The organism is Nonomuraea montanisoli, assembly GCF_013363975.1.
Lineage (GTDB): Bacteria > Actinomycetota > Actinomycetes > Streptosporangiales > Streptosporangiaceae > Nonomuraea > Nonomuraea montanisoli.
This window is the reverse complement of record NZ_JABWGN010000003.1, coordinates 416,804-430,475: the sequence shown is the minus strand read 5'-3', so window position 1 is coordinate 430,475 and position 13,672 is coordinate 416,804. Positions and strand designations below refer to the sequence as shown.

Genomic DNA, 13,672 nt, shown 5'->3' with positions numbered 1-13,672 from the left:
TTGACAATCCTGCGAAACGGAGCGGCGATGGCTCGTCTCACAGCTCTGGCCGGCGGCGCCGCCGTCGCGCTCGCGGCGCTGTTCCTCCCGCTGTCCCTCCCCCTGACACTCCCGGCCGCGGCGCACGAGCACCCCAGCGGCATCACCGACCTCGTCACCCCCGCCGTGGTCCGCGTCGAGGCCACCGCGCACATCGACATCACGCTCCTGGACCACATCCGCGACCTCATCCACGTGGAACGGTCCTACCAGGTGCCCATCGGCGTCGGCACCGGGATCGTGGTCAACCCCGAGGGCGGCATCGTCACGCTCACCCGCGTGGTCAAGAGCGAGCAGGACCTCGCCGTCTACGCGGCCAACAAGATCTTCGCCGCGCACCACGGCGTGAAGATCCCGGCCGACTTCGAGCGGCACAAGCTCAAGGACGAGGTGCTCGACCGCCACCTCCAGCAGTGCTACCCGCCCCTGACCTCCAAGGCGACCTGCATCTACGACATCAGGACCGACATCACGGTCTTCCCGAACGTCTCGCCGGCCGACCCCAAGGGCCTCAAGGCCGACCTGGTCAAGGCCGGGCCGGGCCCGGACACCCCCGCCGTGCTCCAGACGTCGAGCAGGGTCGTCGGCGGCGTCGGCCTGCCCACCGCCCCGCTCGCCGACCGCGTGCCCGAGTCGGCCGGCTCGCCCACCAACGTGGCCGGCTTCCTCGGCCGGCCCGGCCCCACCGTCCAGACCACCGTCGAGATCGCCCACCTGAGCAAGGGCGGCGGCGCGGGCGAGAACGGCCGGCCGTTCGCCGACCCCGACAAGAAGGTGGACGAGCCCGTGAAGCTGGCCGGCCTGGCCGACCGCGGCCTGCGCGGCGCGCCGGTCATCGGCGACAAGGACGGCCACGTCGTCGGCATGCTCATCGGTGGCGGGCGGGCGGCCCGGATGATCGGCGTCAGGGAGGTCACCTCGGCGCTGGCCAAGGCCGGCGTCGCCCCGCGCAGGGGCGCGATCGACTCGGCGTTCGAGGCGGCGCTGACCCGCTACCACACGAAGTACTACACCGAGGCGGCCCCCGGCTTCCAGCGCGTGCTGGAGCTCTACCCCGGCAACGTGGTGGCCGCCACGCTGCTCAAGGACTCCCTGGCCAAGCGGGGCGGACCCGAGGACCGCGGCGTCCGGGCCGTCCCCGTGCCGGCCCGCTCCACCACGCCGATGTGGCCGTTCGTCGTGGCCGCCGGGGTGCTGTTCCTGGCCGCGGCGACCGGGGCGGTCCTGCTGTGGCGGCGCCGGCGCGGCCCTGGGCCCAAACCCGAGCCGCCGCCCCTGGTCGCCGTGCCCCCGCAGCCGCTGGACGAGGGCGCCAACCAGACCGTGGTCGTCCGCCGTTCCCAGCCGTTCGCGGTGATCCCGCAGCAGAAGCAGGTGCTGACGGCGCAGGAGCCGTCCGTGAAGTTCTGCACGGCCTGCGGGATGCGGCTGGGGGCCGCGCACCGGTTCTGCGGCTACTGCGGTCACCCCATCGAGTCGTGATGCCGGTGAACGAAAGATCACTCATCGGCCAGGAGGTGGCCGGCTACTACATCGAGGACATCGTCGGCAAGGGCGGCATGGCCGTCGTCTACCTCGCCCTGGACCCCCGGCTGAGCCGCCGGGTCGCGCTCAAGATCCTCAACCCGGTGCTGAGCGTGGACGACCGCTTCCGCCAGCGGTTCATCCTGGAGTCCAGGACGGTCGCCAGCATCGAGCACCCCAACATCATCCCGATCTACGAGGCCAACGCCGACGCCGACGGCGTGCTGTACATCTCGATGCGCTACGTCGACGGCCTCGACCTGCGCCGCCTCATCTACGACCGGGGACCGCTGCCGCTCGCCCAGGCCAACCAGATCTTCACCCAGGTGGCCGCCGCGCTCGACGCCGCCCACGCCCACGACCTGATCCACCGCGACGTCAAACCGGCCAACATCCTGCTGGCCGGCGACCACGTCTACCTGACCGACTTCGGCATCACCAAGCACCGCACCTCGATCTCCGGGCTGACGCAGACCGACCAGTTCATCGGCACCCCCCGCTACATGTCGCCCGAGCAGATCAACAAGGAGCACATCGACGGCCGCTGCGACCAGTACGCGCTGGCCTGCGTCGTCTACGAGGGGCTGTCGGGGCGGCTGCCGTTCCAGCGCGACAACGACATCGCGCTGCTGTGGGCGCACCTGGCCGAGCAGCCCACGCCGCTGTCGCAGATGCGGCCCGAACTGCCGCCCGAGGTGGACGCCGTGATGGAGCGGGCGCTGGCCAAGTCGCCCGAGCAGCGCTACCCGACCTGCGGCGCGTTCGTGGCCGCGCTGCGCGACGCGATGAGCGGCCACCTGGACGACCGGCCGCTCGCCGCCCCCCTCCCGGTGCGGCCCCGGCGGCCGGCCGTCCGCGGTGGGAGCGGCGGGACCGGCCGGCCGGGCCGGTTGCCGATCATCGCGGCCACGGTCACGGCGGCCGTCGCGGCGCTCGTGCTCGTCGTGCTGCTCGTGCTGAGCCAGCGGGGCGAGTCCTGGGCCCGCTACCAGGCCACCACGGCCGCGCCGGTCGGCTTCGAGTACCCGGCCGGCTGGACCGTGCGCACCCACGAGGACCTGTTCGCCCTGGCCTCGCCGCGCGCGCCGGAGTTCGAGTCGATGTTCGTCTCCGGGGCCGGCGCCGACTGGACGCCGGTGGTCCCGATCATCACCGACGACCCCGAGAACGCGACCGGCGTGTACGTCCAGGTCTCCGACACCCTCAGCACCACGGCCACGGACACGCAGATGAAGGCCATGCTCGAAGGGCTGCTGCCCGGCAAGATCGACGTGAGCGGCCCGGTCACCGAGCAGGCGGGCACCAGCCCCGCCACGCGCTACACGGGGTCGCTGACCGACCGCGACAGCGGCGCCCGGCTCGGCTTCGTCGGCTACGTCGTGGACCGCAAGCCCAAGCCGATGCTCCTGCTCTACTTCTGCGCCCGCAACACCTGCGACGACGCCGTGCAGGCGCGGGTGCGCCAGAGCGTGCGCCTCTCGTGACACCTCTGTCCGACTTGTGATCTTGTAAGCCACTTGTACGCGGCTTGACCTGGGTGTCCAATCCGCCGGCAGCCGTCTAGTCTCCGCGTGTGAGCATACGCATCGTCATCGCGGACGACCAGGCGATGATCAGAGCCGGCCTCCGCATGATCCTGGAGGCCGAACCGGGCATGGACGTGGTGGGCGAGGCCGCCGACGGGCGCGAGGCCGTCGCGGTGGCCCGGCGCACCCGTCCCGACATCGTCCTGATGGACATCTCCATGCCCCGCCTCGACGGGCTGTCGGCGACCAGGGAACTGCTCGACGCGCCGTCCCCGCCCAAGGTCATCACGTTGACCACCTTCGACAGCGACGAGAACCTGTACGCCGCGCTGCAGGCCGGCACCAGCGGCTTCCTGCTGAAGGTGTCGCCGCCCGAGCAGCTCCTGGACGCCATCCGGGTGGTCCACGCCGGCGACGCGCTGCTCGACCCCGCGGTGACGAGCCGGGTGATCGCCTCCTTCGCCGGCCGCCGGGACCCGACGCCCTCGCCCCGGCTGGCCGAGCTGACCCCCCGCGAGCTGGAGGTGCTGCGCCTGCTGGCCCGCGGCATCACCAACGCCGAGATCGCCAAGGAGCTGTTCGTCGGCGAGGCGACGGTCAAGACCCACGTGGCGCGGGTGCTCATGAAGCTGGACCTGCGCGACCGGGCGCAGGCGGTCGTCTTCGCGTACGAGTCGGGGGTGGTGCGCCCGGGGGCCGCGTGAGCCGGGTGCCGCTCGGAGCCGGGCGGATCTCAGCATCCGGAAGCCTTTTGTGAGGATTCGGGGGCCTGTGTGTATATTTTCCGTTTGGAAGCGGGAGTAACAGGAGATCTTTCATGCAGGCTTTCCCCAGGGTGCTGTTCGACGAGGCCCACAACGAGTCGTGGACCATCCGCCGTGACGTGGCCGAGGCCATCAACCCCGCCCATCCCGACGACAGCAGCTACGCCCGCGCGGCCGAGCTGCTGCGGCACCTGGGGCACACGGTGGCCGCCCACACCGACGGCCCGCTGACGGCTGGAGCGCTCCAGGACCAGGACGTGCTGGTCATCGCCCACCCGGCGGACGAGCGCTGGGAGCGCACCACCGGCCTCGGCGCCCCGGTCTTCACCGAGGCCGAGCTCGACGCCGTGCGTGACTTCGTCGCCGCCGGCGGCGGGCTCGTCGTGCTCGCCGAGGAGGAGCAGGACAAGTACGGCAGCAACCTGGCCGACCTGCTCGCCCGCTTCGGCGTCGGCGTCCGGCACACCACCGTGCGCGACCCCGGGCACGCCCACCGCGGCGTCGCCACGTGGGTCGTCGCCGAGCCCGCCGCCGGCGACGGGCTGCTCGCCGGCGTGAAGCAGGCGTGCTTCTACCGCTCCGGCGTCCTGACCGCCGGGCGGGACGCCACCGTCCTGTTCGCCACCTCGCCGCAGGCCGCCCCCGCAGGGGAACCCCTCGCCGTCGCCCTCGCGTACGGCCAGGGCCGGGTGGTCGTCTTCGCCGACTCCGACCTGTTCGGCGACGACTCCCTCGACGACCACGACCACCGGCGGCTCTGGGGCAACGTCGTCACCTGGGCGGCCCGCGTCCCCGCGGGCGCCGCCTCGGAGGCCGGCCGCGACGAGGCCAAGGCCGCGCTGTTCGCCGGGCTCAAGGCCGCCGTGGAGGAGCTGCGTCCCCTCCAGGTGAAGGACGGCTCGGTGCCGGAGGACAAGGAGCGGGCCAAGGAGCTGGTCGGCGACATCGCCGCCCGCGTGGCCGAGCTCGCCCCGCACTTCCCGCACGACGCCGCCTACCTCCAGGCCGTCCAGGACGACCTGGCCGCCTGGGCCCGCCAGGACCTCGGCGTGCCGGACTTCCTCGCCTCGCTGGAGCTCTTCCACCCCGACACCCAGCGCGTCGACGGGCTGGAGCACCTGGTGGTGTTCCCCATGTACACCCAGAACGGCAACCCCGACCGCAACCTCGAAGCGGTCTGGCTGCGCACCATCTGGCCCGGCTGGCTGGCCGAGCTGGAGGCCGGCGGCTACGACAACCCGATGTTCGTGCCCATCGCGTTCGAGGACTTCACCTCCGGCTACGACACCCACTCGGCCGTGCTCTTCCCCGAGACCGTCGCCGTACGGCAGGCTCCGGCCCGCTTCACCTGGGGCGGCATCTTCGCCGACCGCGAGGCCGCCCGCTTCCGGCGGGTGTCGGGCGCGGCGACCGAGACGCTCCGGCTCGACCTGCCGCCGGACGCCGCCCGGCTGCTGGCCTCGCAGCAGCTCGCCCAGGACACCTTCGTGCTGTGGGACCTCATCCACGACCGCACCCACAGCCACGGCGACCTGCCGTTCGACCCGTTCATGATCAAGCAGCGCATGCCGTACTGGCTGTACTCGCTGGAGGAGCTGCGCTGCGACCTGACCGCGTTCGGCGAGGCGGTCAAGCTGGAGGCGCGCGGCGTGCCGCACGCCCGCTACGTGCAGCACGCCATCCTGTTCGACCGGCTCTTCCGCTTCCCGATCACCGGCGAGCGGGTGCGCAACTACGACGGGCTCGGCGGCCAGCTCCTGTTCGCCTACCTGCACCGCAACGACATCGTCCGCTGGACCGACAACCGGCTCAGCGTCGACTGGGAGCGGGTCGCCGACGGCGTCGCCGACCTGCGCGGCGAGGTCGAGAAGCTCTACCGCGACAGCATCGACCGCTCCAAGCTGGCCCACTGGCTGGCCGCCTACGAGCTGGTCAGCGCCTACGTCGAGCCGCACCCGGCCTCCACCTGGGCCAAGGGCGTCCAGGCGCTGCCCGAGGAGCAGAAGGCCAAGGTGGACGCGGTGCTGTCCGACGAGTTCCCCCTGAGCATGTTCTACGAGGCACTGCGCCGTAAGCTGGCCGACGTGGTCGAGTCGACGAAGGGGATCCGGGGATGATCATCGTGGTGACCGGGGCCGCCGGCCCCACCGGCCAGGCCGTCGCCGACCACTTCCGCGCCGGCGGGCACACCGTCATCGGCGTCGACCGCGACGAGGTCGACCTGCTCGACCGCGAGGCGGTCCAGGCGTTCGCGGCGCGCGTGGAGAAGGAGCACGGCCTCGTCGACGGCGTCGTCCACCTCGTCGGCGGCTGGCGCGGCTCCAAGAGCTTCGCCGAGACCAGCCTCGACGACTGGGACACCCTGCACGCCCTGCTCATCCGCACGCTCCAGCACGTGTCGCTGGCCTTCGAGCCGCTGCTGCGCAGGAGCGCCAACGGCCGCTTCGTCATCGTCTCGGCCCAGGCGGCGCAGCGGCCCACGGCCGGCGGCGCCGCCTACGCCGCGGCCAAGGCCGCCGCCGAGGCGTGGACCCTCTCCCTGGCCGACGCGCTGCGCGACACCGGCTCCGCGGCCGTCATCCTCGTCATCAAGGCGCTGGTCAACGACGCCATGCGCGCGGCCAAGCCTGAGGCGCGCTTCGCCGGGTTCACCGACGTGCGCGACCTCGCCCAGGCCGTCGGCGGCCTCTACGACCGGCCCGCCGCGGAGCTCAACGGAACACGACAGGACCTCACGACGTGACTGCACGGCACGACCCCTCGATCAAGGGCTTCGCCAGCGACAACTACGCCGGCGTCCACCCGGAGATCCTCCAGGCCATCGCCGAGGCCAACGGCGGCCACCAGATCGCCTACGGCGACGACGTCTACACCGAGGCGCTGGGCGAGGTCTTCCGCCGGCACTTCGGCGACACGGCGCAGGCGTGGCCGGTGTTCAACGGCACCGCCGCCAACGTCGTCTCGCTGCGCTCCATGCTCGCCCCCTGGGAGGCGGTCGTGTGCGCCGAGACGGCCCACATCCACACCGACGAGGGCGGCGCCCCCGAGGTGGCGGGCGGCATCAAGCTGTTCACCGTGCCCACGCCCGACGGCAAGCTCACCCCCGAGCTGATCGACCGGCAGGCGTGGGGCTTCGGCGACGTCCACCGCGCCCAGCCGCGCGTGGTGTCCATCTCCAACACCACCGAGCTGGGCACCGTCTACACGCCGGACGAGATCGCCGCGATCTGCTCGCACGCCCACGAGCTCGGCATGCTCGTCCACCTCGACGGCTCGCGCCTGACCAACGCCGCCGCCGCGCTCGACGTGCCCATGCGGGCGCTGACCACCGACGCGGGCGTGGACGTCCTCTCCTTCGGCGGCACCAAGATCGGCATGCTGTACGGCGAGGCGGTCGTGGTGCTCAACCCGGAGGCGGCCCGCGGCATCGACTACCTGCGCAAGACGTTCATGCAGCTGTCGTCGAAGATGCGCTTCGTCTCCGCCCAGTTCCTGGCGCTGCTGTCGGACGACCTGTGGCTGCGCAACGCCCGCCAGGCCAACGCCATGGGCCGGCGGCTGGCCGAGGCGGTGCGCGACCTGCCGGGCGTGGAGGTGCCGCGGCCCGTCGAGGCCAATGCCGTCTTCGCGATCCTGCCGCGCGACGTCACCGAGCGCCTGCAGAAGCGCTTCCGCTTCTACACCTGGAACCCGGCGACGGGCGAGGTGCGCTGGATGTGCGCCTTCGACACCACCGAGGCCGACGTGGACGCCTTCGCCGCGGCCCTCGCCGAGGAGGTCGGCGCGAGCTAGCTCGCGCCGACCTCCTCGCCGCGAGCTAGCCCACGCCGACCTCCTCGCCGCGAGCCGGCGCGCGGCGGCGGGTCCCTCACCCCTGCCAGGCGCGGCGGAAGCTCGCGCGCGCCCGATGCAGGCGGGACTTCACCGTGCCGGAGGGGACCCGCAGCATCCGCGCCGCGGCCTCCTCCGGCAGCCCCTCCAGGTCGCGCAGCACCAGCACCGCCCGATGCTCGGGCGGCAGGCGTTCCAGCACGTCGCGGATGTCGACGGCGCGCTCCACGTCCTGCGGTGACGGCAGCCCGTCGAGCTCCGCCGGGCTGGAACGGCCGTCGCGCCGGGCGATCCTGACGGCCTCGCGCACGGCTATCGCCCGGGCCCAGCCGTGCAGGGCCTCGGGCTCGCGCAGGTCCCGCAGGTGCCGGAAGATCGCGATCAGCGCCTCCTGGACGGCGTCGGGCCCGCTGTCCAGCGCGATGGGACCGCAGATCCGGCCCAGGTACGGGGTCAGCTCGGCGAGCAGGTCGTTCATGGCCATCGTGTCGCCCCGCTGGGCGGCGCGCACCAGCGCGGGCGTCACGACGGGCTCCCGGCGACCCGGGCCGCGAGCCGGGCCAGCGCCCTGTCCCCGGCCGCTCGCACACCCCACGGCACCAGCGCGGCGCGGCCCGGGACGCGGACCCCGCCCGTCTGCGCGACCAGGGTTCCCTCCGGCACCGGCCGCGCCGCCAGGCCCACGAGCAGGAACCGGCTCTGCATCCAGCACCAGCCCGGCCGCAGGTCCACGTCGAACCGGGCGCGCATGCCGTACCGGCTGCGCGCCCTGGCCACCAGGCGGCCGTCCGGGCGCGCGGACTCGACGACGAGCCGGCGCATGTCGGGTTCGAAGGTGCCGAACTCCTTCTCCAGGTCGCCCGCCACGGCCCAGACCGTCGCGAAGGGGGCGGGGATGACGCGCTCGGCGACGTACGCCCCGGGGATGGCGGCGGCGAGCGCGCGCAGCCGTCGTACGGGGTCCAGGTCGGCAACAGGCCAGCTCATGTCCATCCAGAGGCGGGGAAGGCGCGAAAGGTTCCATGGAACCATCGGGCTGTTGGCCGGCTCTTGCCGGGTATGAACACTTCACGCCTCGGCGCCCTGACCGCCGCCGTCCTGCTCACCGACGCCGCCGCGCACCTGTACTGGCTGACCGGCCGCACCTGGCCCGCCCATGACGTCAGGTCGCTCTCGCTGGCGGTGCTGAACGCCGAGGTGCCCTTCACCCCGCGCGTCCTGGTGCCGCTCGCCGTCGTGCTCACCACCGGGGCCGTGGCGGTGCTCGCGTGCTCACGGGGGCGGGGCGGACTGCCCGCGCGGCTGATCACCGGCGCCGTGGCCGCCGGGACGCTGGTGCGTGCGGCGGCCGGCCTGGTCTGGATCCTCGGGATCGGCGCGGACACCGCGACCCCGTTCTTCTGGCTGAACCTGGTCCTCTACACGCCGCTGTGCGTGGGGATGGCCGCGGCGGCGGGGCTCATCGCGATCCGGCGCCCCGCCCGCGCGGCCCGGCCCCCGCGCACGCCGCGACCGGCGGCTCCGCTGTCGCAGGCGCCCGGCCGTCCGGGCCGGCCGTAAGACATGGCGGGGCGGGCGGCTAGCTCGCGCGCAGGGCCAGGCGGGCGGCCTGCCAGCCGCCCATGCCGTGGGTGCCGGCGCCCGGAGGCGTCGCGGCCGAGCACAGGAACACCCCCGGCAGCGGCGTACGCCACGGCGCGGGCGACCAGACCGGCCGCCGCGCGAACTGCGCCAGGCTCGCCAGCCCGCCGCCGATGTCGCCGCCCACCAGGTTGGCGTCGAACGCCTCCAGCGCCGCCGGCCCCATCGCGTGCCGGGCCAGCACCCGGTCGCGGAAGCCGGGGGCGTACCGCTCGATCTGCGCCTCGATCGCGGCCGTCATGTCCACCGGCGACCCGTGGGGCACGTGGCAGTAGGCCCACAGCGTGGGGCCGCCGCGCGTGGGGTCGGCCGCGTACGGCTGGACGAGCAGCACGTACGGGCGGGGCGAGTGGCGCCCGCGCGCCATCTCCGCCTCGCTGAGCGCGATCTCCTCCAGCGTGCCGCCCAGATGGACGGTGCCGGCCGAGGCGACGGCCGGGTCGCGCCACGGCACCGGCCCGTCGAGCGCCCAGTCCATCTTGAACACCGCCGGCCCGTAGCGGTAGCGCCGCAGCCGCCGCCGGTAGGCCGGGGGGAGGTCGGCCATCGCCAGGAACTGCCGGGGCGTCACGTCCAGCACGACGGTCCCGGCGTCGCCGAGGTCGGCCAGGCGGCGCACCCGGTGCCCGGTGACCGCCTCCCCGCCCAGCTCGCGCAGCCGCGCCACCAGCGCGTCGGCCAGCACCTGGGACCCGCCCCTGACCAGCGGCCAGCCCACCAGGTGCGCCAGCGTGCCGAGCATGAGGCCGTACGCGCCGCTGAGCGGGGCGCGCAGGTCGAGCATCGAGTGCGCGGCCAGCCCCGCGAACGCCGCCCGCGCCTCGGGGGTGCGGAACACCCGCCGGGCGAACGTCGTGGCCGGCGCCAGGCCCGCCAGCCCGAACGCGGCCGCCGACGCGAACGCCCGGGGGCTCCCGCTCCACGGCCCGAGCGGTTTCAGCAGCAGGTCGGTGAGAGGCAGTCCGGCGCGGGCCGCCGCCCCCAGGCTCGCCCGCCACGCCGCGCCGTCCGCGCCCAGCCCCTCCGCGGTGCGGCGGGCGTCGCGGTGGACCAGCACCGCCGGCCGGTCGTCCAGGGGATGGGCGACGGCCACCGGCGGGTGCGCGAACTCCACCAGGCGCTGCACGCCCAGCTCCCGGAACGCGGGCGAGGCCAGGGCCAGCGCCATGACCGTCGCCCCCACGTCGTGGACGCGGCCCGGCAGCGTCAGCTCCTCCGAGCGCAGCCCCCCGCCGAACCGCTCGGCGGCCTCCAGCAGCACCACCTCGCGGCCGGCCGCCGCCAGCGCGACGGCCGCGACGAGCCCGTTCGGGCCCGACCCGACGACCACCGCCCGGTCGCTCACCGCGCGCCGACCCTCGCGATCATTTGAGGATCGTGGGCAGAGGCTGCGCGCCGCGGGCCCTGAGCAGCTCGGTCATGAGCTTGATCTCGCCCGACTGACCCTTGACGATCTTGTCGGCCATGTCGGCGACCTCCTCCCGGTCGGACAGCCGCAGCAGGCCCTGGGCCATCTGCACGCCGCCCTCGTGGTGGCGGATCATGAGCTGGAGGAACAGCACCTCGGCCGGCGTGCCCTTGAGCGTCCTGAGCCTCGCCAGCTCCTCGGGGGTCGCCATGCCCGGCATCACGCCCGGGGTGGCGGCGGTGCCGCCGCCGTGGCCGTGGCCGTTCATCCAGGCCATGGGGCGCAGGTCGGTGGCCTGGTCGAGCCCCCACTGCTGGAGCCAGCCGATGAACATGCCGCGCTGGTTGGACTGGGTGGTGATGATGTCGTAGGCCAGGTTGCGGATCTCCCGCGACTGGCTCTCGTCCCTGATCGTGAACGCCATGTCGACGGCCTGCGCGTGGTGGGCGGCCATGTCGCGGGCGAACCCGGCCTCGGGGGAGGCGTCGGCGGGCGTGCCGCCCCGGCCGAACACGAGGAAGAGCGCCGCCGCGGCGACGATCAGGACGGCGAGGCCGGCGAACAGCGCGCTGCGCGCGGACCTGGCGGGCCTCGCCGGGGACGCGGACGCCTCCGGAGCTTCGAGCCCTGCTGGGGTTTCGGGGTTGTCCATGGCGTGTCCAGCGTACCCACCCGGGGCACCGGATCCTCGCCTTCGCCGGTGCTGGACGGCATGGAGAGCCCTTATTCTCCCCATACGATTTCAGGGCATAGGGTGACCCGAGTTGGCACGCCGATGGAGGACGGATGAAGGAGAAGGCGCAGGCGCGGCGCGAGCATCTGCAGAAGATGCGCGCCGACCAGAAGCGCAAGGAGCGCCGCGCGGCGTTCCTGATGTGGGGCGCGGGTGGCCTCGTCGTCGTGCTGCTGGTCGGCGGGGTCGGCTTCTACCTGGTCAAGCAGAGCCGCGAGACCTCGCTCGACGCGGTCTCCAACTACTCCTACGAAGCCGGCCAGCACGTGTGGAACACGGTGTCGTACAAGGAGGCCCCGCCCGTCGGCGGCCAGCACAACAACTACTGGCAGGCGTGCGACATCTACTCCAAGCCCATCCACAACGAGCACGCCGTCCACTCGATGGAGCACGGCGCCGTGTGGATCACCTACCGGCCGGACCTGCCCAAGCAGCAGGTCGACGCGCTGCGCACCGTGGCGACCAGCACCGGCCAGCAGGACTTCATGCTGATGAGCCCGTACCCCAGCCTGCCCTCGCCGATCGTGGTCTCCTCCTGGGGGCACCAGCTCAAGCTCGACAAGCCGGACGACCCCAAGCTCCCGGCGTTCATCAAGAAGTTCCAGAACGGCAAGGACACCCCCGAGCCGGGCGCCATCTGCGGCGGTCCTGACGCGATCACCACGACGGCCGACCAGGCGCCGCTGCCGCCGGAGCCGAAGGGCAACCAGCAGCAGCCGATGGAGACCCTGGCCCCGACGGCCAGCCCCACCCAGAGCAAGTAACGCTCGTCGGTCCCCTCACGCGCCGCTCATCAGGCCGTGAGCGGGCCGCCGCGCCACGTCGGCAGCGGCCGCTCGCCCACGGCCACCTCGTAGGCGGCCCGCGCCAGCAGCCGGGTCGAGTCCAGCGTCGGCAGCGGCGCGACGTCCGGGGTGACGAGCAGCGGGATCTCGGTGCACACCAGCGCGACGGCGTCGCAGCCGCGCGCGGCGAGCCGCTCGATGACGTGGACGTACTCCTGCCGGGAGGCGTCGGTGAAGACGCCGTTGACCAGCTCCTCGAAGATGATCCGGTTCACCGTCTCGCGGTCGGCGGGCTCGGGGACCTCGGCGGCGATGCCGCGCGCGGCCAGCGCCCGCGGGTAGACGGGCCCGTCCATGGTGTAGCGCGTGCCGAGCACGCCGACGCGCCGGTGTCCCTCGGCGGCCGCCCGGTCCGCGACCACCTCGGCGATGTGCAGCCCGGGCAGTGTCAGGTCGGCGCCCGGGTGTTCGAGCGCGAGGTGCGCGGTGTTGTCCGGGCAGGCGAAGAAGGCGGCCCCCGCCCGTTCCAGCCGGTCCACGCTCACGGCCAGGGTGCGCCGCACGGCCGCGTGGTCGCCGGAGTCCCACGCCGCCATGCTGCGGCCCACGGCGATGTAGTCGAGCGTAACGTCGGGATGTTCGTTGCGGCCGGTGCGGCGGAAACCCTCCTGGCAGTAGTCCAGGAAGCAGAGCGCCGCGCCCTCCGTGCTGTGCGCGAGGATGCCGAGGTGGGGCATGGGATTCCCTTCCGGTGTTCGGTATGCCGAACGGCTGTATCGTCAGAGTGGACCAGCGCCGTAGTGTTCGTCAAACCGAACGACTGTCCAGGAGAGTGAACGCCTTGGGGAACGGCCCCGCCGGCGAGCCCGGCCTCATCGCGGTGATCGCCGCCTCGCTGCGCCGGGAGCGCGAGCGCGCCGGCATCTCCCTGAGCGAACTGGCCAAACGGGCCGGCGTCGCCAAGTCCACCCTGTCCCAGATCGAGTCGGGCGCGGGCAACCCCGGCGTCGAGACGCTCTGGGCGCTGGCCACCGCGCTCGGCGTGCCGTTCAGCCGGCTCGTCGACCCGCCGCGCCCCGCCACGCGCGTCCTGCGGGCGGGGGAGGGGCCCGCCGCCCACTCGGAGGTCGCCGGCTACACGGCCGCCCTGCTGGCCTCCTGCCCGCCGAACGCCCGCCGCGACCTGTACCGGGTCACGGCCCGGCCCGGCGAGCCCCGCCTGTCCGCGCCGCACGCGCCGGGCACGGTCGAGCACGTCGTCCTGGCCTCCGGCCGGGCGCTGGCCGGCCCGGCGGAGGAGCCGGTCGAGCTGCGGCCGGGCGACTACGTGACCTATCCCGGCGACGTGCCCCACATCTTCGACGCCCTCGCCCCCGGCACGAGCGCGGTGTTCGTCATGGAGCACGTCTGACGGCCGCGCG

General features: G+C 73.5%; 14 protein-coding genes. 9 read left to right on the top strand and 5 right to left on the bottom strand.

The genetic code is table 11. The features are described from left to right. The first annotated feature begins 27 nt into the window (after nt 1-27). The 6 genes from HTZ77_RS08870 to HTZ77_RS08845 all read left to right on the top strand — a co-directional run bounded on the left by HTZ77_RS08870 (nt 28) and on the right by HTZ77_RS08845 (nt 7,645). Complete coding sequence (locus tag HTZ77_RS08870; RefSeq protein ID WP_175588985.1) at nt 28-1,521, top strand: S1C family serine protease; 1,494 nt, start codon at nt 28-30, stop codon at nt 1,519-1,521. Next, entirely contained in the window at nt 1,521-3,047 is a 1,527-nt protein-coding gene (locus tag HTZ77_RS08865; protein WP_175588984.1) for a serine/threonine protein kinase, read from the top strand. Before HTZ77_RS08870 ends, HTZ77_RS08865 begins: the two co-directional genes overlap by 1 nt. A gap of 89 nt (nt 3,048-3,136) precedes the next feature. Continuing rightward, the gene (locus HTZ77_RS08860; protein WP_175588983.1) at nt 3,137-3,793 is read left to right on the top strand and encodes a response regulator; all 657 of its coding nucleotides are present in this window, start codon (nt 3,137-3,139) and stop codon (nt 3,791-3,793) included. Between the two features lie 113 nt (nt 3,794-3,906). Next, entirely contained in the window at nt 3,907-5,970 is a 2,064-nt protein-coding gene (locus HTZ77_RS08855; protein ID WP_175588982.1) for a DUF6421 family protein, read from the top strand. Further along, entirely contained in the window at nt 5,967-6,596 is a 630-nt protein-coding gene (locus HTZ77_RS08850; protein WP_175588981.1) for an SDR family NAD(P)-dependent oxidoreductase, read from the top strand. Before HTZ77_RS08855 ends, HTZ77_RS08850 begins: the two co-directional genes overlap by 4 nt. After that, nucleotides 6,593-7,645: a threonine aldolase family protein gene (locus HTZ77_RS08845; protein ID WP_175588980.1), complete on the top strand. Its 1,053-nt coding sequence runs from the start codon at nt 6,593-6,595 to the stop codon at nt 7,643-7,645. The genes HTZ77_RS08850 and HTZ77_RS08845 overlap by 4 nt, the downstream gene beginning before the upstream one ends. Before the next feature lie 76 nt (nt 7,646-7,721). On the opposite strand, the gene HTZ77_RS08840 is transcribed toward HTZ77_RS08845, so the two are convergent. Next, a complete protein-coding gene (locus HTZ77_RS08840; protein WP_205302315.1) occupies nt 7,722-8,210 on the bottom strand; it encodes an RNA polymerase sigma factor in 489 nt (162 codons plus the stop codon). After that, nucleotides 8,207-8,671 carry a hypothetical protein gene (locus HTZ77_RS08835; RefSeq protein ID WP_205302313.1) on the bottom strand — a complete coding sequence of 155 codons (465 nt, stop codon included), beginning with the start codon at nt 8,669-8,671 and terminating at the stop codon, nt 8,207-8,209. The genes HTZ77_RS08840 and HTZ77_RS08835 overlap by 4 nt, the downstream gene beginning before the upstream one ends. A 72-nt stretch (nt 8,672-8,743) precedes the next feature. On the opposite strand from HTZ77_RS08835, the gene HTZ77_RS08830 reads away from it, so the two are divergent. Further along, complete coding sequence (locus HTZ77_RS08830; RefSeq protein WP_175588978.1) at nt 8,744-9,244, top strand: DUF3995 domain-containing protein; 501 nt, start codon at nt 8,744-8,746, stop codon at nt 9,242-9,244. A 19-nt stretch (nt 9,245-9,263) separates the two neighbouring features. Here HTZ77_RS08830 and HTZ77_RS08825 read toward each other — a convergent pair whose 3' ends face one another. Both HTZ77_RS08825 and HTZ77_RS08820 read right to left on the bottom strand, forming a co-directional pair. Next, the gene (locus HTZ77_RS08825) at nt 9,264-10,670 is read right to left on the bottom strand and encodes a phytoene desaturase family protein (protein ID WP_175588977.1); all 1,407 of its coding nucleotides are present in this window, start codon (nt 10,668-10,670) and stop codon (nt 9,264-9,266) included. 19 nt (nt 10,671-10,689) lie between these two features. After that, the gene (locus tag HTZ77_RS08820) at nt 10,690-11,385 is read right to left on the bottom strand and encodes a DUF305 domain-containing protein (RefSeq protein ID WP_175588976.1); all 696 of its coding nucleotides are present in this window, start codon (nt 11,383-11,385) and stop codon (nt 10,690-10,692) included. 134 nt (nt 11,386-11,519) lie between these two features. Here HTZ77_RS08820 and HTZ77_RS08815 point away from each other — a divergent pair, with 134 nt between their 5' ends. Further along, the gene (locus tag HTZ77_RS08815) at nt 11,520-12,230 is read left to right on the top strand and encodes a DUF3105 domain-containing protein (protein WP_175588975.1); all 711 of its coding nucleotides are present in this window, start codon (nt 11,520-11,522) and stop codon (nt 12,228-12,230) included. A 29-nt stretch (nt 12,231-12,259) separates the two neighbouring features. Here the strand turns inward: HTZ77_RS08815 and HTZ77_RS08810 are convergent, their stop codons facing one another. Then, the gene (locus HTZ77_RS08810; protein ID WP_175588974.1) at nt 12,260-12,988 is read right to left on the bottom strand and encodes an aspartate/glutamate racemase family protein; all 729 of its coding nucleotides are present in this window, start codon (nt 12,986-12,988) and stop codon (nt 12,260-12,262) included. A gap of 95 nt (nt 12,989-13,083) precedes the next feature. Here HTZ77_RS08810 and HTZ77_RS08805 point away from each other — a divergent pair, with 95 nt between their 5' ends. Next, nucleotides 13,084-13,662: a helix-turn-helix domain-containing protein gene (locus HTZ77_RS08805; RefSeq protein ID WP_328808493.1), complete on the top strand. Its 579-nt coding sequence runs from the start codon at nt 13,084-13,086 to the stop codon at nt 13,660-13,662. Nucleotides 13,663-13,672: the final 10 nt, after the last annotated feature.

Coding starts and splice junctions, on each gene's coding strand:
- HTZ77_RS08870 (WP_175588985.1), top strand. CDS start 28: ATGGCTCGTCTCACAGCTCTGGCCGGCGGCGCCGCCGTCGCGCTCGCG.
- HTZ77_RS08815 (WP_175588975.1), top strand. CDS start 11,520: ATGAAGGAGAAGGCGCAGGCGCGGCGCGAGCATCTGCAGAAGATGCGC.
- HTZ77_RS08810 (WP_175588974.1), bottom strand. CDS start 12,988: ATGCCCCACCTCGGCATCCTCGCGCACAGCACGGAGGGCGCGGCGCTC.
- HTZ77_RS08835 (WP_205302313.1), bottom strand. CDS start 8,671: ATGAGCTGGCCTGTTGCCGACCTGGACCCCGTACGACGGCTGCGCGCG.
- HTZ77_RS08820 (WP_175588976.1), bottom strand. CDS start 11,385: ATGGACAACCCCGAAACCCCAGCAGGGCTCGAAGCTCCGGAGGCGTCC.
- HTZ77_RS08855 (WP_175588982.1), top strand. CDS start 3,907: ATGCAGGCTTTCCCCAGGGTGCTGTTCGACGAGGCCCACAACGAGTCG.
- HTZ77_RS08850 (WP_175588981.1), top strand. CDS start 5,967: ATGATCATCGTGGTGACCGGGGCCGCCGGCCCCACCGGCCAGGCCGTC.
- HTZ77_RS08830 (WP_175588978.1), top strand. CDS start 8,744: ATGAACACTTCACGCCTCGGCGCCCTGACCGCCGCCGTCCTGCTCACC.
- HTZ77_RS08865 (WP_175588984.1), top strand. CDS start 1,521: ATGCCGGTGAACGAAAGATCACTCATCGGCCAGGAGGTGGCCGGCTAC.